The following is a 22,886-nucleotide window of genomic DNA, read 5'->3' on the forward strand; positions in this document are numbered from 1 at the left end:
CCGAACAGCGGGCGCTGGATCAGCCCTCCACCCCGAGTGCGGCTGCCATCTCCCGCCGCAGTTCGGCCAGCCGTCCCGCCGCGGCCAGCCGCGCCGCGCGCACGTCGACGGACTCCTCGGCGTCCAGCCGGACCTCCAGGTAACACTTCAACTTGGGCTCGGTGCCCGAGGGGCGGGCCACCACGTGCACCCGCTCACCAGTGAGTTCGATGGCGTCGGTGGGGGGCAGCGTGTCCGAGCCGTGGGCGAGGTCCAGCACCGTCGCCGGGGCCCCGAGGAGCGCCGACGGCGGGTTGCGCCTCAGCCGCGTCATGGCGTCGGCGATCAGGGACCGGTCGGCCACGCGCACCGACAGCTGGGAGGTGGCGGTCAGGCCGTGCTCGCGGGCGATGTCGTCGAGCAGGTCCGCCAACGCGCGGCCCGAGACCTTGAGGTCGGCAACGATCCGCAGCACCGTCAGCGCGGCGGTGATCCCGTCCTTGTCCGGGACCGCGCGCGAATCGACGCAGTAGCCGATGGCCTCCTCATAGCCGAAGGCCAGGTCCGGCACGCGGCCGATCCACTTGAACCCCGTCAACGTGGTCACGTGCAGGCGACCCGCGCGGCGGGCCATCCTGCCGAGCAGCGTCGAGGAGACCACGGAGTTCGCGAACGTGCCGGGTACCCCGCGTGCGATCGCGTCGTGACCGAGGATGGCGCCCAGCTCATCGCCGGTGAGCATCCGCCACACACCGTCGACCACCGCGGCCACTGCGCAGCGGTCCGCGTCCGGGTCGTTGGCGATCACCACGTCCGCGCCCTCGGCCTCCGCCAAGGACAGAGCAAGGTCGATCGCTCCCTTCTCCTCCGGATTGGGGAACGCGACGGTGGGGAACTCGGGGTGGGGCTCAGACTGCTGCGCCACCTCGACGGGGGAGGGGAGCCCGACGGCCTCCGCGACCCGCCGCACCGTCTTCGCGCCGACGCCGTGCAGCGCTGTGTGGACCCAGACCAGCTCCCGCGCGGAATCGGCCGGGTACAGGGAGGCCGCCCGCGCCACGTAGGCGTCCAGGAGCTCGGCGGTGATGTCGCGGCGCACCTCCGAACGGGGGAGCTTGGCCCACCCGTGATCGGCCACGACGGCGATCTTCGCGGCGATCTCGGCGTCCGTCGGCGGCACGATCTGCGAGCCGTCGCCGAGGAAGACCTTGTAGCCGTTGTCCGCTGGCGGGTTGTGGGACGCGGTGACCACCACGCCCGCGACGCAGCCGAAGTGCTGGATGCCGAAGGCGACGACGGGGGTGGGGATGGGCTCGCTGGTCCAGAGCACGTCGAATCCTGCACCGGCCATCACCTCGGCGGTGTCGCGGGCAAACTCGTCGGACTTGTGCCGGGCGTCGTATCCGACGATGACACGGCCGCCGGAGTGGCCGTTCGCGGAGAGCCAGAGGGCGAAGCCGGCCGCGGCCTGCGTCACCACCACACGGTTCATCCGAGCCGGTCCCGGCCCGAGAGGTCCGCGGAGGCCGGCCGTGCCGAACTCGAGCGGTCCCGCGAAGGCGGAGGCGAGCTCCGTGAGGGCGGGCTCGCGGATGGTGTGGTCGTTGGCCTGGGCCCGGACGATCAGCTCGTCCAGCCGGCCGGCGGTGTCGGGGTCCGGGTCAGCGTCGCGCCACTCCTGGGCGCGGGTCAGCAACTCGTTCATCCAGAGCACCTCCAGGCGGCCGTGCCGGCCAGCACAAGCATCCCGCCGTGGCCGGTCACCACATGCTCGAAGGGTTCGCTCACCCGGTCCAGCATAGGCGCGTGCCAGGCTCCCCACCCCGGGCGCTGTGGAAGGATGGGCACGTGACGAAGGTAGTGATCATCGGTGGCGGACCCGGCGGCTACGAGGCTGCGCTCGTGGCCAACCAGCTCGGCGGCGAGGTCACCCTGATCGAACGGGACGGCATGGGCGGGGCCGCTGTGCTGAGCGACTGTGTGCCGTCGAAGACGCTGATCGCCACGGCCGAGGTCATGGTCCGCATCGAGAGCGCCCGCCAGCTCGGCCTTCACATCGCGGCGACGGATGTCTCGGACGTGGTGCGGGTGGACCTGGCGGAGGTCAACGAGCGCGTCCTCACCCTGGCCAAGGCCCAGTCGGCAGACATCGCTCAGCGCCTCCGGCAGGACGGGGTGCACCTCGTGGCCGGCAGCGCCCGCCTCGACGGCGCCACCCGCGTGGTGGCCAGCACCGGGGCCGGCGAGCAGAGCTTCGACGCCGACATCGTCCTCCTGGCCACGGGCACCACGCCCCGCGAGTTGCCTGAGGCGGCCTGCGACGGGGAGCGGATCCTCAACTGGAAACAGGTCTACAACCTGAGCGAGGTGCCGGAGAGGCTGATCGTCGTGGGATCGGGCGTGACCGGCGCGGAGTTCGCCTCCGCCTACGACGGACTCGGCTGTGACGTGGTGCTGGTGTCCTCGCGCAAGCAGGTGCTGCCCGGCCAGGACCAGGACGCGGCCGCCGTCCTGCAGCGCGCCTTTGAACGCCGGGGCATGGAGATCATGAGCGAATCGCGCGCCTACGCGGCGCGCCGTGAGGGCGACGAGGTGGTGGTGTCGCTGGAGGACGGCCGTGAGGTGCGCGGCTCGCACTGCCTCATGGCGGTGGGCGCCATCCCCAACTCCGCCGGGCTCGGGCTCGAGGAGGCGGGGGTGGCGATGACCCCGTCGGGACACATCTCGGTGGACCGCGTCTCGCGCACCAGCGTGCGTAACATCTACGCGGCGGGCGACGTGACCGGCGTCTTCGCCTTGGCGTCGGTGGCCGCGATGCAGGGCCGCATCGCGATGTGGCATGCGCTGGGCGACGCGGTGACGCCCATGGATCTGCGCCGAGTGTCGTCGAACGTGTTCACCACGCCGGAGATCGCCACCGTCGGCATCACCCAGGAGCAGGCCGATACCGGCGACGTCCGGGTTGCGTCCGTGCTGCTGCCGTTGGCGTCGAATGCCCGATCGAAGATGCAGGGCTTCACCGACGGCTTCGTCAAGCTGTTCTGCCTGCCCACCACCGGCATCATCATCGGCGGCGTGGTGGTGGCGCCGCGCGCCTCCGAGCTCATCCACGCGGTGTCGATCGCGGTGGCGCAGAAGGTCACTGTGGACGACTTCAGCCAGGCGTTCACCGTCTACCCATCGATGTCCGGCTCGATCGCGGAGGCGGCCCGCCGCCTGCACAACCGTGACGGGGCCCTCCTTACCACCTGAGCAGAGAGGCCTGCCCGACGTCAATCGTCCAGGAGCCCCATGAGAAGCGAGAACCCGCCGATCATCAGCGCACCATGGGTGATCTGGCGCAGCGCCGGGTCCATGCCGTAGCGGCCGTAATAGCCCTGGGCCCAAGGCGCGTACTGCTGGTTCTCCCAGTAGGGCACCTGGCTGGCACCCATGGGGACCAGGCGGATCGACGGGTCCAGGCCTGTCATGACCCGTTGGGCGTCCGACGCGCACGCGGGAACCTCGCGGACAGCGCCACCGGGGGGCGCCCACTGCACGTTCTGCGTCGAAGGGCCGTGTGCTGGGTCGAAGAAGCACGGCGGCCTCTTCTCCGGCAGCGGGTGCCCGTTGACCCGGGCCTTCACGGAGGCAACCGCAAACCGGCCGTCCTCGAGGATCTCCGCAATGCGTCGCACATCGGCGTCGGTCTGAGCGCGCTCCAGTTGGTTCTTGGAGCCGTCATAGGCGTCCAGTGCCCGCGTGTAGTCGGCCTGGGCGCCGGCGTCGAGTTCTCGGCCCACCACGTCCAGGTCCAGGTCTCTCAACTCGCCGCCGAAGGTGGTGATGTCTGCGTCCAGGGCCGCCCGCGCGCCGGGGCTGATGGGATAGACCGGCTGTGGGTAGGGGTTGGGCTGGTGATACGGGGTGGGCTGCTGGTATCCGGACTGCGGGAGCGCGTAGGGGTCGTTCCAGCGGTGCATCTGATGCGGCGGCGGCGCCGAGCGACGCGAGGTCATGGACACGATGATGCTGACCACAACCATCACCATGATCATGGTGAACAGACCGGAGAACATGCTCTCTACGATAACCCCGGTCTCAAGCGTGGCTCACTCGGCGTCGACGATCTCGCAGAGCACCTCCCCGGCTGTGACCGCCTGGCCGGCCTCCACACTCAGCCCGACGATGACGCCGTCGCGGTGGGCGTTGAGCGGCTGCTCCATCTTCATGGCCTCGATCACCGCGATGGTCTCGCCCTCGCCGACCTGCTGCCCCTCTTCGACGGCCACCTTGACGATGGTGCCCTGCATGGGGGAGGTGAGCGCGTTGCCGGAGGGGGCGGAGACTCTGCTGCCGCCGCGGTCACGCTTGGTGGGCTTCCGCACTGCCTTCGAGGAGGCGGGTCGGGCACCGAAGCCGCCGGGCAGCTTCACCTCCACCCGCTTGCCGTTGACCTCGACGGTGACGATCTCCGGCTCGGGCACATCGTCTGCCTCGCCCAGCACCCCGGTGTAGGGAGCGATCTCTCCAGTGAATTCGGTCTCGATCCAGCGCGTGTGCACCCCGAAGTGGCCGTCCGGGGCCGTGTAGGCCGGATCGTTGAGGACGGCCTGATGGAACGGCACGACGGTGGGCATACCCTCGATCTGCAGCTCGGCCAGGGCGCGACGGGAGCGGGCGATCGCCTGGTCCCGATCCGCCCCGGTGACGATCAGCTTGGCCACCAGCGAGTCGAACGCGCCGGGGACGGTCATGCCTACGTGGTAGCCCTCGTCGACCCGGACACCAGGCCCGGTGGGGGCGTGCCACTTGACCAGGGTGCCAGGGGCGGGCATGAAGTTGCGGCCGGCGTCCTCGGCGTTGATGCGGAACTCGATGGAGTGGCCGTGCACCTCCGGGTCCGGGTAGCCGAGCTCCTCGCCGGCGGCGATGCGGAACATCTCCCGCACGAGGTCGATCCGGGTGACCTCCTCCGAGACCGGGTGCTCCACCTGGAGGCGGGTGTTGACCTCGAGGAACGAGATGGTGCCGTCGAGGGCGACGAGGAACTCGCAGGTGCCGGCGCCCACGTACCCCGCCTCCCGGAGGATGGCCTTGCTCGACTCATACAGCCGGGACACCTGATGCTCGGTGAGGAAGGGCGCTGGCGCCTCCTCGACGAGCTTCTGGTGCCGCCGCTGTAGCGAGCAGTCCCGGGTGGACACCACCACGACGTTGCCGTGGCTGTCTGCCAGGCACTGTGTCTCCACGTGGCGCGGCTTGTCCAGGTATCGCTCGACGAAGCATTCGCCGCGTCCGAAGGCGGTGACGGCCTCGCGGGTGGCGGACTCGAACATCTCCGGCACCTCCTCCAGCGTCCGGGCCACCTTCAGGCCGCGACCGCCGCCGCCGAACGCGGCCTTGATGGCGATCGGGAGGCCATGCTCAGTCGCAAACGCGACCGCCTCCTCGGCGTTGGCGACCGGATCAGCGGTGCCGGGCACCAGCGGCGCCCCTACCCTCTGCGCGATGTGGCGGGCCTGGACCTTGTCTCCGAGCGCCTCGATGGCTGCCGGGGGAGGGCCGATCCAGATCAGGCCGGCGTCCATGACGGCCTGGGCGAAGTGCGCGTTCTCCGCGAGGAAGCCGTAGCCGGGGTGCACCGCGTTGGCGCCGGAGCGGGCGGCAACGTCGAGCAGCTTGGGGATGTTGAGGTAGGTGTCTGCAGGGGTGGCGCCGTTGAGGGCGAACGCCTCGTCCGCGAGCTTGACGAACAGCGATTCGGAATCCGAGTCCGCGTAGACGGCCACCGACGCGATGCCGGCATCCCGGGCTGCACGGATGACACGGACGGCGATCTCGCCTCGATTGGCGACCAGAACCTTGGAGACGGCGACGTTGCCCACTCTAGGACCTCCTCTATTCGGCTTTGTCGCGAGTCTATCCAGGCCAAGGGGCCACGCGCAGACACGTCCGTGACACTGGACGGACCGGGTCAGCGGTCGCGCAGGGCCTGGAACCATGGGCGCGGCGGGGCCTCGCCCTGGCGGACGGCGGGCATGACGGCGGTCTCGATGCCTGACTCCGCCTGCGCCTTCTCCGCCTCGTACTCCGTGACCATCTGGTCCACGAACTCGTCGCGCTCCTCGATGGGCGGTGCGGGGGTGGTCTCCGGCTCGAGGCGGGTGCGGGGGAGCGCGTAGAGCGCGTGGCGTTGGACCCACGAGATGAGCTCCTCCCGCACATGGCAGCGCAGATCCCACAGGTCGCCGGAGCTTGCGGCCGAGACCACGGCGTACAGCCGCACGGGCCCACCGGTGGCGTCGGTGACCTGCAGGCTCACGGTCTTCCTGTCCCACAGGGGGCTGGCCTCAACGATGTGGTGGAGCTCCACGCGCATCGCCTCGACGGGAACCAGCCAGTCCAGATCGAACTCCACGGTGCCGTACAGATGGGCCTGCCCGCGGGTCCAGTTCTCAAAGGCCTGGGTGGTGAACGACGTGCTGGGCACGATCCAGCGGCGCTGATCCCAGGTGCCCACGACCACATAGGTGAGGGTGATCTCCTCCACCGTGCCCATCTCGCCGTCGAAGACCACCAGATCTCCCACGCGCAGCGCGTCGCTGAAGGCCAGCTGCATGCCGGCGAACACGTTGGACAGCGTCGACTGCGCGGCCAGGCCGGCGACGATGGACAGCAGGCCCGCCGACGCGAACAGCGACGCGCCCAGAGTGCGCAACGCGGGGAAGGTGAACAGCGCCCAGCCCAGGGCGATGGTCCAGAGCACCGCGATCAGGACCCGGGCCACCACCTGCATCTGGGTGCGTACCCGGCGGAAGCGCGATGTGTCGGTGCCCTCCTCCTCCCGTGCACCGGCGACGATGCCGTCCTCCACCGCCTTGATGACGCCCGTGCCCAGGTAGGCACCGGCCAGAATGATCACGATGAGCAGGCCCTGCATGAAGAGGGGCCGCCACGTCGGTTCAGGGTCGGCCGTCGCGATGGCCACACCGAGGCCCGTTCCGGCGAGCGTGAAGAGCAGCCGTTGGGGCACCTTGAGGCGCCGCGACACGAACGCGAGTCCCTTCCTGCGGCGCACGATGAAGCTCATCACTACCGAGATGGTGATCGACAGTGCGGTGCCCGCGAGGAATCCCGCGACGGCGTACACCACCAGGGTCAGCAGTTCCATGGCCTCAGCCTAGGCGCCGCGGTCTGTGCGCAGGCTGAGCGCCGACAGCTCCCCGGTCACGGTGAACGCGCCGTCGTGGACCGCCGACTCGAACAGCAGCGACCCTCCCGCGTCTGCTGTGACGGTGAAGCCCATGGCGGGGAGGTGGCGGCGCAGATACTCGGCCACCTCGTCGCCGGTCGGGGAGCTCAGGACGACCGTGATGTTGTTGCCGCTGTCCACCCGCTCCTCAATCTCGGCGTCCCGCGGAATCGAGAAGCCGGCAGGCGCGTTGAGGAAACCGAGATCCGAGAGCAGCACGCCGTCAGCCGGTGCCTCGGTGAGGGCGCTGACGGCCACCGACGGCGTCGGCGTGGACGGGAGCGGCGGCGCCGAGCAGCCCGCCACCGCGAGCAGGCCGACGACGGCGAGGGTGATCCGGAGCACGGGCCAACTGTACTGGCGCCCGTTCAGCGCCAGAGCGACTGCCAGGGCACGCCGGCGTCGATGACCATCTGCCGGAACAGCGGCAGCGACACCCCGACGACGTTGTAGGGATCGCCCTCGATGGAGGTGACGTAGGCGCCGCCTCGCCCGTCGATGGTGAACCCGCCGGCGACCCGCTGCGGCTCGCCGGTGGCCGCGTAGGCCTCGATCTCGTCGTCGGGCAGGTCCGCGAACCGCACCACGGTGGACCCCACCTGGATGGAGCGCGTCTCCTCGCCGCCCTGCCGGACCGCGACGAAGTGACCGGTATGCAGGAGACCCTCGCGACCGCGCATCCGCCGCCACCGCTCGGTCGCCGCCTCCCGCGATCCGGGCTTGCCGTGCGCGCGGCCCTCGAACTCGAGTACCGAGTCGCAGGCGAGGAGCACGAAGTCGCCGTGGAGTTGCGGGATGACCGCGGCGCCCTTGAACTCGGCGAGCCGGGCGGCGAGCCTGGTGGGCACCGGGTCGAGGACCTGGCGCTCGTCGAATCCGGAGACGATCACCTCAGGGTCAAGCCCAGCCCGGCGCAGCACAGCAAGCCGCGCGGGGGACTTGGAGGCGAGGATGAAGCGCATCGTCACATCCTGTGGTAGGTCCGCCAGGCGTCCCGCCCGCCCATGAGCGGCGAGCGGACGGTGCGATAGTAGGACTTCCAGCCGCCGGCCAGCGGCCTGTCGTCCGGTGAGCGGAGCTGCTCCGCCCCCGCGGAGGCGTGGAGCACCGCGACGACGGCCGCCACCTCCTCCTCGCTCAGGTGCGCGCCGCGCAGGGCCATCGGCTCGGTCATAGCGGAATGTTCCCGTGCTTCTTCGGCGGGAGGGCCTCGCGCTTGCTGCGCAGCAGCCGCAGAGCCCGGATCACCTGTGCCCGCGTCTCGTGCGGGTAGATCACCTGATCGATGTATCCGCGGTCCGCCGCCACGTAGGGATTGGTGAGCTCATCGTCGTACTCCTGGATGAGCCGGGCGCGCTCGGTGTCCGGGTCCTCGGCCGCAGCGATCTGCTTGCGGTAAAGGATGTTGACCGCGCCCTGACCGCCCATGACCGCGATCTGCGCGGTGGGCCAGGCGAGATTGATGTCGGCGCCCAGGTGCTTGGAGCCCATCACCACGTACGCGCCGCCGTAGGCCTTGCGGGTGATCACCGTCAGCAGTGGCACGGTCGCCTCCGCGTACGCGTAGATCAGCTTGGCGCCGCGGCGGATGATCCCCTGGTGCTCCTGGCCGACGCCGGGCAGGAAGCCGGGCACGTCGACGAAGGTGAGGACGGGGATGTTGAACGCGTCGCAGGTGCGGACGAACCGCGCCGCCTTCTCCGCCGAGTCGATGTCCAGGCAGCCCGCGAACACGGTGGGCTGGTTGGCGACGATGCCGATGGAGCGGCCCTCGATCCTGCCGAAGCCCACGATGATCGAGCCCGCGAACAGCGGCATGACCTCGAGGAACTCGTCGTCGTCGAGGACGTTGCGGATGACCTCGCGCATGTCGTAGGGCTGGTTGGCCGCATCGGGGACGAGCAGGTCGAGCTCGCGGTCGTGATCGGTGATGGTGAGGTCCACCTCCTCGTCGTCGAAGAGCGGCGGATCCTCCAGGTTGTTCTGCGGCAGGTAGGTGAGCAGTTCACGGACGTACTCGATGGCGTCGTTCTCGTCCGCGGCGAGGTAGTGGGCGTTGCCGGACTTGGTGTTGTGGGTGCGGCCGCCGCCGAGCTCCTCCATGGAGACGTCCTCGCCGGTGACGGTCTTGATGACCTCCGGGCCGGTGATGAACATCTGCGAGGTCTTGTCCACCATGACGACGAAGTCCGTCAGGGCCGGCCCGTAGACGTGGCCGCCGGCGGCCGCGCCCATGATGAGCGAGATCTGCGGAATCACGCCCGAGGCGCGCGTGTTGCGCTTGAAGATCTCCCCGTAGAGCGCGAGCGAGACCACCCCTTCCTGGATCCTGGCCCCGCCGCCCTCGTTGATGCCGATGATCGGCACCCCCGTCTTGAGCGCGAAGTCCTGGATCTTCACGATTTTCTCGCCGTACACCTGGCCCAGCGCGCCACCGAAGATGGTGACGTCCTGGCTGAACACGCACACCGGGCGGCCGTGGATGGAGCCGGTGCCGGTGATGACGCCGTCGCCGAACGGACGGCGGGCGTCCATCCCGAAGGCGGTGGTGCGGTGACGTGAGAACTGGTCGAACTCGGCGAAGCTTCCTTCGTCGAGGAGGGCCATGATCCGCTCTCGGGCGGTCATCTTCCCCTTGGCATGCTGCTTCTCCACCGCTTCGGCCGAACCGGCGTGCACAGCTTCATCGATGCGCACTCCGAGATTCGCGATCCGACCGGCAGTGGTGTGGATGTCGATCTCCATGGGGTCACCATAGCGGCGGGACGGGCCACTCCCTCCGGCCGCTCAGATTGTGGGGTGGCTTGGCTCGACGGTCCCGGGCCTGGAGCGTCGACCGAGCAGCGAGAGAGCCGCCAGGGCGACGGTCAGCAGCATGCTCAGCATCATCGCCGGGATCGTCACACTGGCGATCGTGACGTGCGGGCCGTGCTCCCAGATATCGGCCGTGTCGAGGTTCACCCAGCCGTCCTCGGCCAGCCGGAGAACTGCCACGGCCAGCTCGCCCACGTGGCCGAGCACCGCGACCGGCACGCTGGCCGAGAGGATGGTCAGGATCCACCGCGACGCCCTCCCGGGCGCCTCCGGCCGCATCCGCCACGTGAGGAGGGACGCGGGGATGAGCAGGGCGAGCGCCAGGAGGTGGGAGGCGATGTGCAGGGCACTCGTGTCCCCCTGGGACGCGAACACGAAGATCGACAGGAACGGTGCCCACACGAGGGCCAGCAGGGTGAGGGGGCGGGACATGGGAGTCTCCTTCTCGAGCCGATGGCGATGCCTTCGACCGTAGGAGCGGCGCCCTGGGACCCGCATCGGCCCTTTCGCCTAAGTCGCCTGTCCGGGGCCGGGCCGCGTCACGCCGCGGACGTGTCGACCGATGCCCGGTAGGCGTTGCCCGCCTGGACGCGCCGATTGTGGTGGGCGCCCTGAGGAAGGTCGAGTTTCACGAACACCGAGCGCAGGTGCGCGTCCACGGTGCGCTCGGAGAGGACGAGCCTGGCGGCGATCCCGGCGTTGGAGAGCCCCTCAGCCAACAACGCGAGTACCTCCCGCTCGCGAGCCGTGAGCATCGACAGCCCGCCGGGGACCGGGGAAGACACCGGCTCGTCCGCCGTGTCCGGGTCGCGGGCGGCGGCCTCGCTCGACGCCATCGTCGGCTCCGTCAGCTCGATGGCCAGGGCCCGGACGCACCCCGCCACGACGATGCTGAACGCCGCATACATGCCGACGAGGACCACCGTTCCCGCCAGTGGAGAGGTGCCGCCCAGGGCGCCGCAGACCATGACCAGGAGCGTGCCGGTGAGCGCGGACCCCGCGACCAGGGCCAGGCGACGGGCCGCGGCCACGTCGGGGGCGCTTCGCCAGGTGGCGAACACCGCGACCGCTGGGCCGAGCAGGACCGTGGCGAGATAGCCGACGTTGATGGCCATGCCCACCTGCTCGCCGCTGCTCGAGGGTAGGGGGGCCGAAGCGGCGAGCGGCTCGAAGTCGTCGAAGAACAGCGCGAACGAGGTTGCGGCCCCCACTGCCAGGGCTACCACGGCCACCAGGAGGGCACGCCCGGTGCCGCGGCCGAGGTAGCGGACGCTGAGCAGTGGAACCACGGAGAATGCGCCGATGAGCGGGAGATGCGCGACCCCCGCGACGACGGCCGCGGCCCAGGCGCTCGCCGAGCCTGGGGACCGCGCGCTGGCGAGCACAGCCAGCGCCCACAGGCCGGGATAGGCGGCAGCCACGACGGCGAGGGCAACGAGAACCGCGCGGAGCCCGCGCCACCCCTGCACGAGGCCGGCGACTGCCACGGTGGTGACGGCCGCGGACGCGACCATGGCGACGAGAACCGGCCAGGCCGTGGCCGGCACCTTCGCCGCCTCGGGTCCGGTGGTGAGACACAGGGCGAGCGATGCCACCGTGACGGCCGCAACCAGCACTCTCACGGTGGTGTGCGGCGACGTCATGACCGCTGCCTCCTGTGCTCGTGGCCGGTGTGTCCAGGGTGCTGGCCACGGTGTCACACCGGCCGGTGCGGCGTCCAGTGCCTCCTGCGACGACTCGCAGAGGCGCCGCTCTCCCTGTGGCGCTGGCTACGATGTGGCGGTGACGTCCAGCCTTCCCGACGCGGGCCGCATCGCCGCTGTGCTCCCCTCCGCGACGCTCTGGCGCTCGGTCGAGGTCATCGAGACCACCGGCTCGACGAACGCGGATCTCGCCGCCCGCGCCCGTGCCGGAGCGGGCGAGGGAGCGGTCCTTGTGTCCAAGGAACAGACCGCCGGCCGCGGCAGGCTCGACCGGCAGTGGGTGAGCCCTCCCGGCACGTCGATCTCGATGTCGCTGCTGCTCACCCCTCAGCAGGAGTTCCCGCAGTGGGGCTGGCTCTCGCTGCTGGCGGGCATGGCCGTCGCGTCGGCCGTGGGCGAGCTCGCCGGGGGCGGGGCGCCGGTCTCGCTGAAGTGGCCCAACGACGTCCTCATCCGGGGGCGCAAGGTGTGCGGCATCCTGTCGGAGCGGATCGAGCACCCGGACGGGGCGCGCGCCGTCGTCGGCATCGGGATCAACGTGGACCTCGCCGCCGACCAGCTGCCGGTGCCCACCGCGACATCGCTGGCGCTGGAGGGGCTCCCGACCGATCAGAGCCGAATCGTCGCGGGCGTGCTCACCCACTTCGAGCGGCACTACCGCTCCTGGCAGCTGCGTGGAAACCTTCGCGCCGAGTACGAGGCGAGGTGCGCGTCCATCGGCGCCGAGCTGACCGTGATCCTCGACGGCGACCGCCGAGTCTCGGGGACCGGCCGCGGCGTCGACGAGTGGGGCCGGCTGCAGGTCACCACCGCCACCGGCATCGAGACCTATCCGGTGGGCGACGTGGTGCACGCCACACTGGCCTGAGTGTCGTGGCCGCGTGCCACACTTGGCGCCATGGCACTCGACAAGAACCAGCTGGGCCGCGACGAGGTGGTCATCGCCTCGATGCACACCCACGTCAAGGCACTCCTCGGCCCTGCGCTGATCCTCATCCTCCTGGGCGCCGGGCTCGGCGCCTCCATCGCGCTGGTGCCGCCCGAGTGGCAGCCGTGGGCCACCTACGTGGCGGTCGCCGTCGCGCTGGTGCTCTTCCTCGTCCTGGTGCTCATCCCGTTCCTGCGCTGGGTGACCTCGTCCTACACCATCACGGACCGCCGCATCATCACCCGCCGCGGCATCATCAACAAGCTCGGCCACGACCTGCCGCTGCGCCGGATCAACAACGTCAACTACGAGCGCTCGCTCACGGACCGGATGCTCGGCTGCGGCACGCTGATCCTGGAGACCGCCGCGGGGCAGCCGCTGCGGCTGCCGGACGTGCCGGACGTGGAGCGGGTGCACGTGACCATCACCGAGCTGCTGTTCAGCGAAGAGGACGAGGACGACGAGTAGCCGCTTGGGTATGCTGCCCCGGTGACTCGTCGCTATGCAGTGGCCATCGCCGGCGGTGGGCAGCTGGCCCGCATGATGCATCAGGCCGCCATCCCGCTGGGCATCGACGTCCGCCTCCTCGCGGAGGGCCCGGACGTGTCCGCGGCGCAGGTCATCCCGGGCGCCACCGTCGGCGACTACCGCAGCCTCGACACGCTGATGACCTTCACCGACGGGGTCGACGCGCTCACCTTCGACCACGAACACGTCCCCACCCGGCACCTCGAGGAGATCTCGCGGAAGGTGGCCGTGCGGCCGGGCCCCGCCGCGCTGGTCTACGCGCAGGACAAGGCCCTGATGCGGGAGAAGATGGCCGAGCTGGGCGTGGCCTGCCCCGCCTTCGCGGTGTGCGAGAACGTCAACGACCTGGCCGCCTTCGGGGAACGCCAGGGCTGGCCCATCATCGCCAAGACCTCCCGTGGGGGCTACGACGGCAAGGGCGTCTGGAAGCTCGACGACGACGACCAGGCCGAGGTTCCGTTCGAGGGCCTCGCCCACACGTCCGCGGGGGAGCGGGTCCGCATCGTCGCCGAGGAGTTCATCGACTTCTCCCGGGAGCTCTCCGCCATCGTCGTGCGCTCACCCTCCGGGCAGGTGGTGGCTTACCCGATCAGCGAGACGGTGCAGACGGACGGCATCTGCGTGGAGACCGTCACCCCCGCGCCCGGACTGGACCCGGAGCGCGCCTCGGGGCTGCAGCAGATGGCCATCCGGATCGCCACCGAGCTCGGCGTCGTCGGGGTGCTCGCGGTGGAGTTGATGGAGGCCCGCGACGGCCGGATCGTGGTCAACGAGCTGGCCATGCGCCCCCACAACACCGGCCACTGGACCATCGACGGCGCCCGCACCAGCCAGTTCGAGAACCACATCCGGGCCGTCCTCGACCTGCCGCTCGGCTCCCCGGAGCTCCGAGACGACGTGGTGGTGATGACCAACGTCCTCGGCGGCGCCGAGAAGGACCTCACCGGCGCGCTCATGCACGTCTTCGCGCGCGACCGCGCAGTCCGCGTGCACCTCTACGGCAAGGAGGTGAAGGCCGGCCGGAAGGTGGGGCACGTCACCTGCCTGGGCACAGACCTCGACGACGTCCGCCGCCGGGCGCACCACGCGGCCGGCTACCTGATGGGAGACCCGAATGCCTGAACCGCTCGTCTCGATCGTGATGGGCTCTGATTCGGACTGGCCCACCATGTCGGCCTCGGCCGATGCGCTCGCCGAGTTCGGCGTCCCATTCGAGGCCGATGTGGTCTCGGCGCACCGCATGCCCGAGGACATGGTGAGCTTCGGCCGCGAGGCCCACACGCGCGGCATCAAGGTGATCATCGCCGGCGCCGGCGGCGCGGCCCATCTGCCGGGCATGCTCGCCGCCCTCACTCCGCTGCCCGTGATCGGCGTTCCGGTGGCGCTGAAGTTCCTCGACGGTATGGACTCGCTGCTGTCGATCGTGCAGATGCCCGCGGGCGTCCCCGTCGCGACGGTGGCCATCGGCAACGCCCGCAACGCCGGCCTGCTCGCGGTGCGGATACTGGCGGCCTCGGACGAGGCGCTGATGGAGCGGATGCTGGATTTCCAGGAGTCCCTGCGCGATGCCGCCCGGGCCAAGGGCGCGGTCGTCCGCGAGGCGTCCGGCCAGAACTCCTGACCCTGGACGCTAAGAGCTGAGCCCGGTGGTGTCGCCCGCGGCGAGCGCCGCGAACACCTCGGCCGCTGCCGCGTCGTCCCAGCGGACCACGGAGCCGACCCCGCTCACGTTGCCCGTGCCCGCCACAGGGACGGTCATGCTGATCCCGGAGCCGGTGGTCGCGGCGAAGAAGCCCGCGGCCACGGCCGCCATGTCCAGCAGCCCGGTGTCCTCGCCGCGACCCAGGGACTGGGCCGCGGCCATGTTGAGCTGCCAGTAGCGCACCGGGTTGAGCACGGTCATGGGGTGGATCACCTCCCGGGCCATGGCCCCCATCACCTCGCGCTGGCGGTCTACCCGGCCGAGGTCGCCCCTCGGGTCGCCCTTACGCATCCGGACGTAGCCGAGCGCTGTGGTCCCGTTCACCCTCTGACAGCCGGCGGACATCGTGAGGTGGGAGTCGCGGTCGTCGATGTCGAACGTGGGGCACACCTCGATCCCGCCGAGGGCGTCGACCACGTCGACGACGCCGTCGAAGCCCACCTCGAGGTAGCCGTCGATCCGGATGCCGGTGTTGGCCTCCACCGTCTCGACGAGCAGTGGCGCGCCCCCGAACGCGAAGGCGGCGTTGAGCCTGTTGTCCGATCGCCCCGGGATGCTGACCAGCGAGTCGCGCGGCATCGACAGCAGCACCGGGTCCCCGACGGCGGGCCGGTGCATCAGCATCATCGTGTCCGTCCGGGCGCCGGCCACGCCGGCTCGCGCGTCCGAGCCCACCAGCAGGACAGTGGTCCCGGGCTGGTCGGCGGGCCGGTCTCCGGCAGGGGTGGCGTCCACCCTGGTGCTGATCACCCAGGCGTACAGCGGCGTGACGAGCAGGAAGAGCAGCCACAGCACCAGCATCGTGCCGACGAACCGCCGCAGCGGGCGTCGTCGCCGACGGGTGCGGCGCCGCGGCGCCTTGGGCGGAGGCGGGGGAGCCGCGACGCTCGGGGCTGGCGCGGCGGGTCGAGTGGGCGGAGGGTAGGCGGGCATGACCGCGGTCGGCTCCGGCTCGTCCGGAGACTCCTGCCGGTACAGCCAGTCCATGTTGTCGTCGCGATTGACCACCCGGGGTCCTCCTGTCCGCGGGCCAGGATACCCGCGGAGATCCGGCGCCGACGGCGTGGCAGATTTGGCCTCCCGCGGTGAGGGCGCGAAACTGGGGCGAGTCACCGAAGAGGAGCACCCGTGACCCCACCGCAGCCCACCGAGGCTCAGGCCGTCCACGCGCGGCGCGCCCTCGGGTTCATCCTCATGTCCGCGGCGGTGCCAGGCTCCGTGCAGAGTTTCGCGGGGAACCGCGGCCTGGGCCGGATCGCCGGCCGGGTCTACGGCGCGGCGGCGCTGCTCGGCGTGCTGGTTCTCCTCGGGCTCTGGCTGTGGCGCGGCCCCACCGTCGGAGTCCTGCTCACCCCCTGGGTGGCCACGATCGTCAGATTCGCGCTGTGGGTGCTGTTCGCGGGCTGGGTGCTGCTGCTCCTGGACTCCTGGCGGCTCGCCCGCCCGCTGCGCCTACCCAGGCGGCCGCGCCTGGTGCTCACCATCACCTCGCTGGTCCTGGCGCTCGCCGTCGGCGGCGTCACCACGGTAGCCGCGAACGCCCTGGTGGCGGCCCGCAACGTCGGCGAGGTCTTCGGGGGCGGCGGCGAGGCGGAGATCAAGGACGGCCGCTACAACGTCCTCCTCCTGGGGGCGGATTCCGCGGCGGACCGGCAGGGCCTGCGCCCGGACTCGATCAACGTGGCCTCCGTGGACGCCCAGACGGGCCGAACGGTGCTGTTCGGCCTACCACGCAACCTGCAGAAGGTGCGGTTCCCTGACTCGTCGCCCCTGAACGAGCTGTACCCCGACGGCTTCATCTGCGAGGACAACGGCTGCATGCTCAACGGCATCTGGACGCTCGGCGAGGAACACGCGGACCTGTACCCGGGCCGGCAGGCGGGCCTCGAGGCCATGAAGGAGGCGGTCGAGGAGACCCTCGGCCTGGACCTCAACTACTACGCGCTGGTGGATATGCACGGGTTCAGCGCGCTCATCGACGCCATGGGCGGCATCAGGCTTGACATCTCCAAGCCGATTCCCATCGGCGGGGGCGGTTCCCCGATCAGTGGCTACATCGACCCCGGCGAAGACGTGCTGCTCGACGGCTACCACGCGCTGTGGTTCGCCCGCTCCCGCGCCGAGTCAAGCGACTACGAGCGGATGGTGCGCCAGAAGTGCGTGATGTCCGCCATGGTCCAGCAACTCGACCCGGCGACGGTGGCCACGAAGTTCGTCGAGCTCAGCGAGGCGGGTGGGGATCTCCTCAAGACCGACGTCGGCACCGGCGCGATCGCCGACCTGGCCGAGCTGGCCCTCAAGGCGCGCGAGCAGAACATCACGTCGGTCAACTTCTCCCCGCCGCTCATCGTCACGGCGGACCCGGACTTCGAGCTGATCCGCAGCACCGTCGACGAGAAGCTCTCCCCAACCCCGACCCCGGAGCCCACCGCCACCTCGGCGGCCCCGTCGGCGAGCGGGTCGGAGGCCGCAGCCTCGCCTTCCGCCCAGGCGGCCGACGACAAGCCGTTCACCGAAACCCCCGATCTGGCCGCCGTTTGCTCGGTCAGCTAGGTTGTCACCGGAGGAAGGAGTCTCGGTGCAGCCTGTCAGCGTGGTGATGCCCATCCGAAACGAGGAAAAGCATCTGCGCGCCGCGGTGGAGCGCGTGCTGGATCAGCGTTACCCGGGTGAGCTCGAGATCGTGCTCGCGGTGGCGCCGAGCGAGGACCGGACCCATGCGATCGCCGACGAGCTCGCCGCCGCGGATCCCCGTGTGGTCGTGCTGGACAACCCCACCGGATTCACCCCGGCAGGCCTCAACATCGCCATCGACCACTCCAGCCACGACATCATCGTCCGTGTCGACGGGCACGGCGAGCTCAGCCCCGGCTACATCGAGACAGCGGTGGCACTCCTGGATGAGACCGGGGCCGCCAACGTCGGCGGACTCATGGACGCGCAGGGCACAACGCCGCTGTCGGAGGCCATCGCGGCGGCGTACAACTCGCGGCTCGGGCTGGGTGGCGGCGGCTTCCACCTCGCCGACACCCCGGCGGGTCCGGCCGACACAGTCTTCCTCGGAGTGTTTCGCAAGGCGAAGCTCCAGGAGGTGGGCGCCTTCGACGAGACCCTCCACCGCGCCCAGGACTGGGAGCTCAACTACCGGCTCCGCCACGCCGGGCACCTGGTCTACTTCACGCCCAGCCTGCGCGTCGTCTATCACCCGCGGGACGGTTACCGCGCCCTGGCCAGGCAGTTCTACACCACAGGCCAGTGGCGCCGTGAGGTGGCCCGCCGTCACCCGGAGACCCTTTCGCTGCGCTACCTGGCGCCTCCACTCACCGTGCTCGGGCTCGGCGGGGGGCTCCTCGGCGGGCTGCTTGGACTGATCCTGCGCAACAACGCCCTCACCGGCCTGCTGCTGGCCCCGGCCGTCTACCTCGCGTTCGTCGCCGCCGCGACAGCCAGCGTCCGGTCATTGTCCCCGGCCGCGCGGCTCAGGTTCCCCGTCGTGCTCGCCGTCATGCACCTGTTCTGGGGGGCCGGGTTCGTCCGCGGCCTGCCTCAGTGACCATGGGGGCCGCGGAGACCGCCAGCGGCCTGCTCCTGCAGGCGCAACGGTTGGCGGACCGGGTCCGCGAGGAGGCCGAGGCTGATGTGGCGCGCTCCAGGCAGGAACTCGCCGGCCTCCTCCGGGAGCGCGACGAGGCGGCAGGCGAACTCGAGTTCGTCCGTCACCGGCTCGACGATGCCCGCGCGGACGCGCAACGGGCCCTCACCGAGGCTGCGGACCAGGCCGGCCGGATCACCGAGTCCGCGCAGCGCGCAGCCGATGAGGTGATCGGCGACGCCCGCGCCGAGGCTGAGGCGGAGGTCGCGGCCGCGCGCCGGCAGGCGGCTGAGCTCGTGGCCGAGGCGGAGGCAGAGACGGGACGAATCCGCGAGGAGTCAGAGCGGCGCCGCGCGGAGCACGACGCGCTACTGGAGCGCGAACGCCGGGCTTTCGAGCGGGAACTGGCCGAGCAGGCCGCCCAGGCCGACGCGGACGCTGCCAAGGTGCGCGCGGACGCCGAGGCCGAGGCGCGGCGCAGCGCGGCAGAGGTGGACGACCTGCTCCGGGAGGCGCGCGACGAGGCGGCCAGGGTCCGCGCCGACGCCGCGGCAGAGGTGGAGATCCAGCGTGAGGCGGCTGCCGCGCAGGCCGCCCGCCTGATCGACGACGCGGAGAGTCGCTCGCAGGCCCAGCTGGCCGACGCGGCCGCGCAGCTGGCCTGGGCCCGCACCACAGTCTCCGCGCTGCTCGATGGAGCCAAGGCCGACATCGCCCGCTCCACCCGCGATTCCCACCTGGCCAACGCAACCCGATCCAGGGAACTGCGGGCCAAGCTCGCGCGGACCACGGACCGCGCCGTCGAGGTGGCCCGCCAACGCATCCGATCCGCCGAGGTGGACGCCGCAGACATCCGGGCGCGGGCCGGAGCCGAGCTGCGCGCCGCCGCAGACCATTCCACTCGCACCCGTGCAGACGCCGAGACGAGGGCAACCGATTCGCTGGACCGGGCCAGACGCGAGGCCGAAGCGATCGTGCGCCGCGCCGAGGAACGAACCGCGGAGGCCGAGACCACGGCCGCTCTGGTGCGCGAGACGCTGGCAGCGGATCTGGAGCGTTCGCAACGCGCCTCCTTCGAGCGCACCCGTGCCACCCGCGAGGAGGCGGTGAGGCTGCTCGCCGAAGCCCGCACCGAGGCCGAGGCGCTCCGATCCGGGGCCCGCGAGACAGTCGCGTCCGCCCGCGACGAGGTTGCGCGGCTCACCCGCCGCCGAGATAACATCACCGCGCAGCTCAGCAGCCTCTCCGGCGTCATCGAAGCACTTTCCGTCCCAGGTACCACCCCCACCCCCAGCGAGGAATCATGACCACACCCAGTTTCCGTACCGTGTTGCGCGGCTACGAGCCGTCCCAGGTCGAGGCCGAGATCGCCACGTTGCAGCAGGCCCTGGACTCGGCCAGGGCCGAGCTGGGTGAGCTGAGCGTCCAGCTGCGGGAGGCCGGCCAGGAGCGGGCCGCTCTTGAAGCCCGCCTCGCCGAGGCGCAGGCCCGGGCAGAGGAGGCCGCCCGTGCCCAGCATGTGGCATCGCGTCCCACGTTCGCCGAGCTCGGCGAGCGCGTGGGGCAGATCCTGTCCCTCGCCGAGGAGGAGGCCGACGACACCCGCCGCGCCGCGCAGGAGGAGGCGGCCGCACGGATCGAGGAGGCCACCCGCATCGCGCAGGCCACCGCCGTCGAGGCTGACCGCTACGCAGTGGACACCCGATCCTCCGCCGAGGCCGACGCGGAGGCGCGCCTCACCGGCGCCCAGCGTCGCGCCGACGAGCTGCTGGACCACGCGGACCGCGAGGCCGCCACCCGCCGTGAGGAGGCAGAGGCCGTCTACGAGTCCCAGCAGGCGAGGGCCGCCCAGGCAGCCGCGGACTTCGAGCGGACGCTCGCCGAGCGGCGCGACGCCGCGGCAGCGGACTTCGCGGCGGCCATGGGCCAGCGCGACGATCAGCTCCGGGCGGCCGAGGAGAACCTTCAGGCAGCCGAGAACGAGGCGCAGCGCATCATCTCAGACGCCTCCTCGCAGGCCGAGGCCGTGCGCGTCAAGGCCGAGCGTGAGGCCGACGCGTTGGTGAGCGAGGCCCGGACGCGGGCGGATCGCATCCGCCGTGACTCGGACCGCGAACTGGCCGCTGTGACCCAGCGCCGCGATTCGATCACCTCCCAGCTGTCCAATGTGCGCCAGATGCTGGCCACCCTCGGTGGGGGAGCGGTCCTCGCTGCGGTGGACCCGGACCCGGAGCCGCAGCCGGATCCCGAGGCGGAGTCCGAGGCCGAGGCGGAGGCCCAGCCGCAGGCGGACGAGGCGGAGCAGCCCTCAGATCAGTAGCGCGCGCTCCGCGGCGGCGATCTCGGCCGCCCGTTCCCGCGACACCCCCACTGCCACCACCGTCGAGCCGGACCCCTGGACCGGCGCCACGAGCGCCCCGGCCACGGTGGCCCAGCCCGCGGGCGGATCCAGGAGCAGAAGCCGTCCGTCTCTGGGCGCCGTCGCCGGCACAGGGGCGCCGTCCCACACCGTCGACTCGCCGAGCGGGGAGAGGTCGTGGGCATCCGGCTGCGCCATCGCCTCCCGGAAGTCCACCGCGCCGTCAGGGGCCACCGGGAAACCCAGCCCCAGCGGGTGCAGCGAGCACGCCACCGTCGTGGCGGCGCGGCGGTCGTCGCCCGGACCCACCACCAACAGCTCCGCGCCCGAGATCCCCGGGTTGACCGGGCAGCCGCGCTGCCAGGCCGCGGCCACCCACACCAACGTCACCCAGTGCGCCGGGTGGGTCTCGGCGAGCGCCACGTCGATCGGCTCGCCGTCGTCGTGGCCCAGGTCCGCGATGAGGTTGGCGGTCTTGTCCACCCAGTTGGCGAACGTGACGGCCGACAGCTCGATCCGGGAGCCGTCGCGCCCGTCGTAGTAGGTGAGGAGGGGCTGCGAGCCCTGACGGGCGACGCGACGGCGGAGGGCGCTGATGAGCATGGGGCGATCCTATTGGCGGTCCCGGCCCTGCGGATTCGCTAGCCTCCCACCATGCGCTACGTCGTCATCATGGCCGGTGGGTCCGGCACCCGCCTCTGGCCGCTGTCCAGGCAGGGCAGGCCCAAGCAGTTGCTGGAGCTCTTCGGGGGGTCCTCGCTGCTGCGCCTGGCCTACGAGCGGCTCGTCGGCGTGGTGCCGCCCGAGCGCATCCTGGTGTGCACGGGCCGCGCCTACGCCGAGGATGTGGCCCGCCAGCTGCCGGAGCTGGCCGCCGGGAACATCCTGGGGGAGCCGGAGGGCCGTGATTCGCTCAACGCGGTGGCCTGGTCCGCCGCGGTGGTCGCGGACCGGGACGCGGACGCGGTGGTGGCCATGGTCACCGCTGATCAGGTGATCACCCCCGTCGAGGAGTTCCAGCGCAGCCTCGCGCTGGCGTTCGAGGTGGCCGAGCAGCGGCCCCACGCGCTGGTGACCCTCGGGGTGCTGCCCACCTCGCCGCACACCGGGTACGGCTACCTCCACCGCGCCGAGGAGCTCGACGGGTTCCCCGGCGTGCACCGGGTGGCGGAGTTCAAGGAGAAGCCGTCGCGGGAGGTGGCCGAGCAGTACCTGGCCACCGGCGAGTACTGGTGGAACGCCGGCATGTTCGTATGGCGGGCCCAGACACTGCTGGGCCAGCTGGATCAGCTGCTCCCGGACACCGCGGCCAAGGTCCGCGCAATCGTCGCCGATCCGTCGTCCCTCGACGAGATCTTCCCCACGCTGCAGAAGATCTCGGTGGACTACGCCGTGATGGAGCCCGCCTCGGTGGGACGCACCGACGCCGAGGTGGTGAGTGTGGGCCTGGCGATCGACTGGCGCGACGTGGGCGGCTTCGTGTCGCTGGCCGGGCTCCTGACCCAGGACGAGCACGGCAACGCCGTCGACGGGGCGGCCGTCACGCTGGACTCGCAGGGATGCGTCCTCATCAACACGAGGGGCGCCGGGCACGTGCTGGGCACCATCGGACTCCGCGACTGCCTGGTGGTCTCCACGCCTACCGCCACCCTGGTGGCGCCGCTCGCCGATTCGGAGCGCGTGAAGGAGCTGGTGGCCCTCGTGCGGGAGAAAGCGGGGGACCAATTCGCCTGATCAGCTTGACCGATCAAAATCACTCGTGTGTAATTCACAACAACGAAGGGAGGCGACGGTGGATGAGACCATCGATCTCTTCGGAGACGACGGAGCCTTCTCGTGGCAGGCTCACGCGTTGTGCGCCCAGACGGACCCCGAGGCCTTCTTCCCGGAGAAGGGCGGCTCCACCCGCGAAGCCAAGCGGGTGTGCCAGAACTGCACCGTCCGCACCGAATGCCTCGAGTACGCTTTGGGCCACGACGAGCGCTTCGGTATCTGGGGCGGCCTCTCCGAGCGCGAACGCCGGAAGCTGAAGCGCGCGGCCGGCTAA

At 71.0% G+C, this 22,886-nt stretch carries 23 protein-coding genes; 11 read left to right on the forward strand and 12 right to left on the reverse strand.

From position 1 onward, the window contains the following. Window positions 1-19: 19 nt before the first annotated feature. Window positions 20-1,684: a phospho-sugar mutase gene (locus H5398_RS05635; protein WP_182799332.1), complete on the reverse strand. Its 1,665-nt coding sequence runs from the start codon at window positions 1,682-1,684 to the stop codon at window positions 20-22. 143 nt (window positions 1,685-1,827) lie between these two features. Here H5398_RS05635 and H5398_RS05640 point away from each other — a divergent pair, with 143 nt between their 5' ends. Further along, complete coding sequence (locus tag H5398_RS05640; RefSeq protein WP_182784954.1) at window positions 1,828-3,231, forward strand: NAD(P)H-quinone dehydrogenase; 1,404 nt, start codon at window positions 1,828-1,830, stop codon at window positions 3,229-3,231. Window positions 3,232-3,251: 20 nt separating this feature from the next. On the opposite strand, the gene H5398_RS05645 is transcribed toward H5398_RS05640, so the two are convergent. The 9 genes from H5398_RS05645 to H5398_RS17215 form a co-directional block, all read right to left on the reverse strand. Then, window positions 3,252-4,037 (reverse strand): hypothetical protein, encoded by a 786-nt coding sequence (locus H5398_RS05645; protein ID WP_182799333.1) that lies wholly within the window; start codon window positions 4,035-4,037, stop codon window positions 3,252-3,254. 33 nt (window positions 4,038-4,070) lie between these two features. Beyond that, complete coding sequence (locus tag H5398_RS05650; RefSeq protein WP_370586062.1) at window positions 4,071-5,846, reverse strand: biotin carboxylase N-terminal domain-containing protein; 1,776 nt, start codon at window positions 5,844-5,846, stop codon at window positions 4,071-4,073. 89 nt (window positions 5,847-5,935) lie between these two features. Beyond that, window positions 5,936-7,132 (reverse strand): mechanosensitive ion channel family protein, encoded by a 1,197-nt coding sequence (locus tag H5398_RS05655; RefSeq protein WP_182799335.1) that lies wholly within the window; start codon window positions 7,130-7,132, stop codon window positions 5,936-5,938. 9 nt (window positions 7,133-7,141) lie between these two features. Continuing rightward, window positions 7,142-7,558, reverse strand: coding sequence for a hypothetical protein (locus H5398_RS05660; RefSeq protein WP_182799336.1), 417 nt, complete (start codon window positions 7,556-7,558; stop codon window positions 7,142-7,144). Between the two features lie 23 nt (window positions 7,559-7,581). Further along, window positions 7,582-8,175 (reverse strand): nucleoside triphosphate pyrophosphatase, encoded by a 594-nt coding sequence (locus tag H5398_RS05665; protein WP_182784944.1) that lies wholly within the window; start codon window positions 8,173-8,175, stop codon window positions 7,582-7,584. 2 nt (window positions 8,176-8,177) lie between these two features. Next, entirely contained in the window at window positions 8,178-8,387 is a 210-nt protein-coding gene (locus H5398_RS05670) for an acyl-CoA carboxylase epsilon subunit (protein WP_255422434.1), read from the reverse strand. Beyond that, window positions 8,384-9,958 carry an acyl-CoA carboxylase subunit beta gene (locus H5398_RS05675; protein WP_182784942.1) on the reverse strand — a complete coding sequence of 525 codons (1,575 nt, stop codon included), beginning with the start codon at window positions 9,956-9,958 and terminating at the stop codon, window positions 8,384-8,386. Before H5398_RS05675 ends, H5398_RS05670 begins: the two co-directional genes overlap by 4 nt. A 42-nt stretch (window positions 9,959-10,000) precedes the next feature. Beyond that, entirely contained in the window at window positions 10,001-10,459 is a 459-nt protein-coding gene (locus tag H5398_RS05680; RefSeq protein WP_182799337.1) for a hypothetical protein, read from the reverse strand. Window positions 10,460-10,566: 107 nt separating this feature from the next. Continuing rightward, on the reverse strand, window positions 10,567-11,670 hold the full coding sequence (locus tag H5398_RS17215; RefSeq protein ID WP_255443578.1) for a response regulator transcription factor: 1,104 nt from the start codon (window positions 11,668-11,670) through the stop codon (window positions 10,567-10,569). Between the two features lie 139 nt (window positions 11,671-11,809). Here H5398_RS17215 and H5398_RS05690 point away from each other — a divergent pair, with 139 nt between their 5' ends. From H5398_RS05690 to purE, 4 genes are all read left to right on the forward strand, one after another. After that, window positions 11,810-12,598 (forward strand): biotin--[acetyl-CoA-carboxylase] ligase, encoded by a 789-nt coding sequence (locus H5398_RS05690; protein ID WP_220489176.1) that lies wholly within the window; start codon window positions 11,810-11,812, stop codon window positions 12,596-12,598. Between the two features lie 30 nt (window positions 12,599-12,628). Further along, a complete protein-coding gene (locus H5398_RS05695) occupies window positions 12,629-13,126 on the forward strand; it encodes a PH domain-containing protein (RefSeq protein WP_182784720.1) in 498 nt (165 codons plus the stop codon). 72 nt (window positions 13,127-13,198) lie between these two features. Then, entirely contained in the window at window positions 13,199-14,308 is a 1,110-nt protein-coding gene (locus H5398_RS05700; protein ID WP_220489208.1) for a 5-(carboxyamino)imidazole ribonucleotide synthase, read from the forward strand. Further along, window positions 14,301-14,807, forward strand: coding sequence for a 5-(carboxyamino)imidazole ribonucleotide mutase (gene purE / locus H5398_RS05705; RefSeq protein WP_182784723.1), 507 nt, complete (start codon window positions 14,301-14,303; stop codon window positions 14,805-14,807). The genes H5398_RS05700 and purE overlap by 8 nt, the downstream gene beginning before the upstream one ends. A gap of 9 nt (window positions 14,808-14,816) precedes the next feature. On the opposite strand, the gene H5398_RS05710 is transcribed toward purE, so the two are convergent. Continuing rightward, on the reverse strand, window positions 14,817-15,896 hold the full coding sequence (locus H5398_RS05710; RefSeq protein WP_370586063.1) for an LCP family protein: 1,080 nt from the start codon (window positions 15,894-15,896) through the stop codon (window positions 14,817-14,819). A gap of 120 nt (window positions 15,897-16,016) precedes the next feature. Between H5398_RS05710 and H5398_RS05715 the strand changes: the two genes are divergently transcribed. Genes H5398_RS05715 through H5398_RS05730 form a run of 4 tightly spaced genes read left to right on the forward strand, consistent with a single transcriptional unit; the run spans window position 16,017 to window position 20,800 of the window. Further along, complete coding sequence (locus H5398_RS05715) at window positions 16,017-17,441, forward strand: LCP family protein (RefSeq protein WP_182799340.1); 1,425 nt, start codon at window positions 16,017-16,019, stop codon at window positions 17,439-17,441. Between the two features lie 25 nt (window positions 17,442-17,466). Continuing rightward, a complete protein-coding gene (locus tag H5398_RS05720; RefSeq protein ID WP_370585819.1) occupies window positions 17,467-18,441 on the forward strand; it encodes a glycosyltransferase family 2 protein in 975 nt (324 codons plus the stop codon). Further along, window positions 18,438-19,787 (forward strand): hypothetical protein, encoded by a 1,350-nt coding sequence (locus H5398_RS05725; protein WP_182784728.1) that lies wholly within the window; start codon window positions 18,438-18,440, stop codon window positions 19,785-19,787. The genes H5398_RS05720 and H5398_RS05725 overlap by 4 nt, the downstream gene beginning before the upstream one ends. Next, window positions 19,784-20,800 carry a hypothetical protein gene (locus H5398_RS05730; RefSeq protein ID WP_182784730.1) on the forward strand — a complete coding sequence of 339 codons (1,017 nt, stop codon included), beginning with the start codon at window positions 19,784-19,786 and terminating at the stop codon, window positions 20,798-20,800. The genes H5398_RS05725 and H5398_RS05730 overlap by 4 nt, the downstream gene beginning before the upstream one ends. On the opposite strand, the gene H5398_RS05735 is transcribed toward H5398_RS05730, so the two are convergent. Further along, entirely contained in the window at window positions 20,789-21,442 is a 654-nt protein-coding gene (locus tag H5398_RS05735; RefSeq protein WP_182784732.1) for a TIGR03089 family protein, read from the reverse strand. The genes H5398_RS05730 and H5398_RS05735 overlap by 12 nt on opposite strands. A gap of 51 nt (window positions 21,443-21,493) precedes the next feature. Between H5398_RS05735 and H5398_RS05740 the strand changes: the two genes are divergently transcribed. Together H5398_RS05740 and H5398_RS05745 are read left to right on the forward strand one after the other, a co-directional pair. Further along, window positions 21,494-22,573: a mannose-1-phosphate guanylyltransferase gene (locus H5398_RS05740; protein WP_182784734.1), complete on the forward strand. Its 1,080-nt coding sequence runs from the start codon at window positions 21,494-21,496 to the stop codon at window positions 22,571-22,573. Window positions 22,574-22,631: 58 nt separating this feature from the next. Beyond that, on the forward strand, window positions 22,632-22,886 hold the full coding sequence (locus H5398_RS05745; protein ID WP_182784736.1) for a WhiB family transcriptional regulator: 255 nt from the start codon (window positions 22,632-22,634) through the stop codon (window positions 22,884-22,886).

This window comes from Tessaracoccus sp. MC1679 (assembly GCF_014164775.1).
GTDB lineage: Bacteria > Actinomycetota > Actinomycetes > Propionibacteriales > Propionibacteriaceae > Arachnia.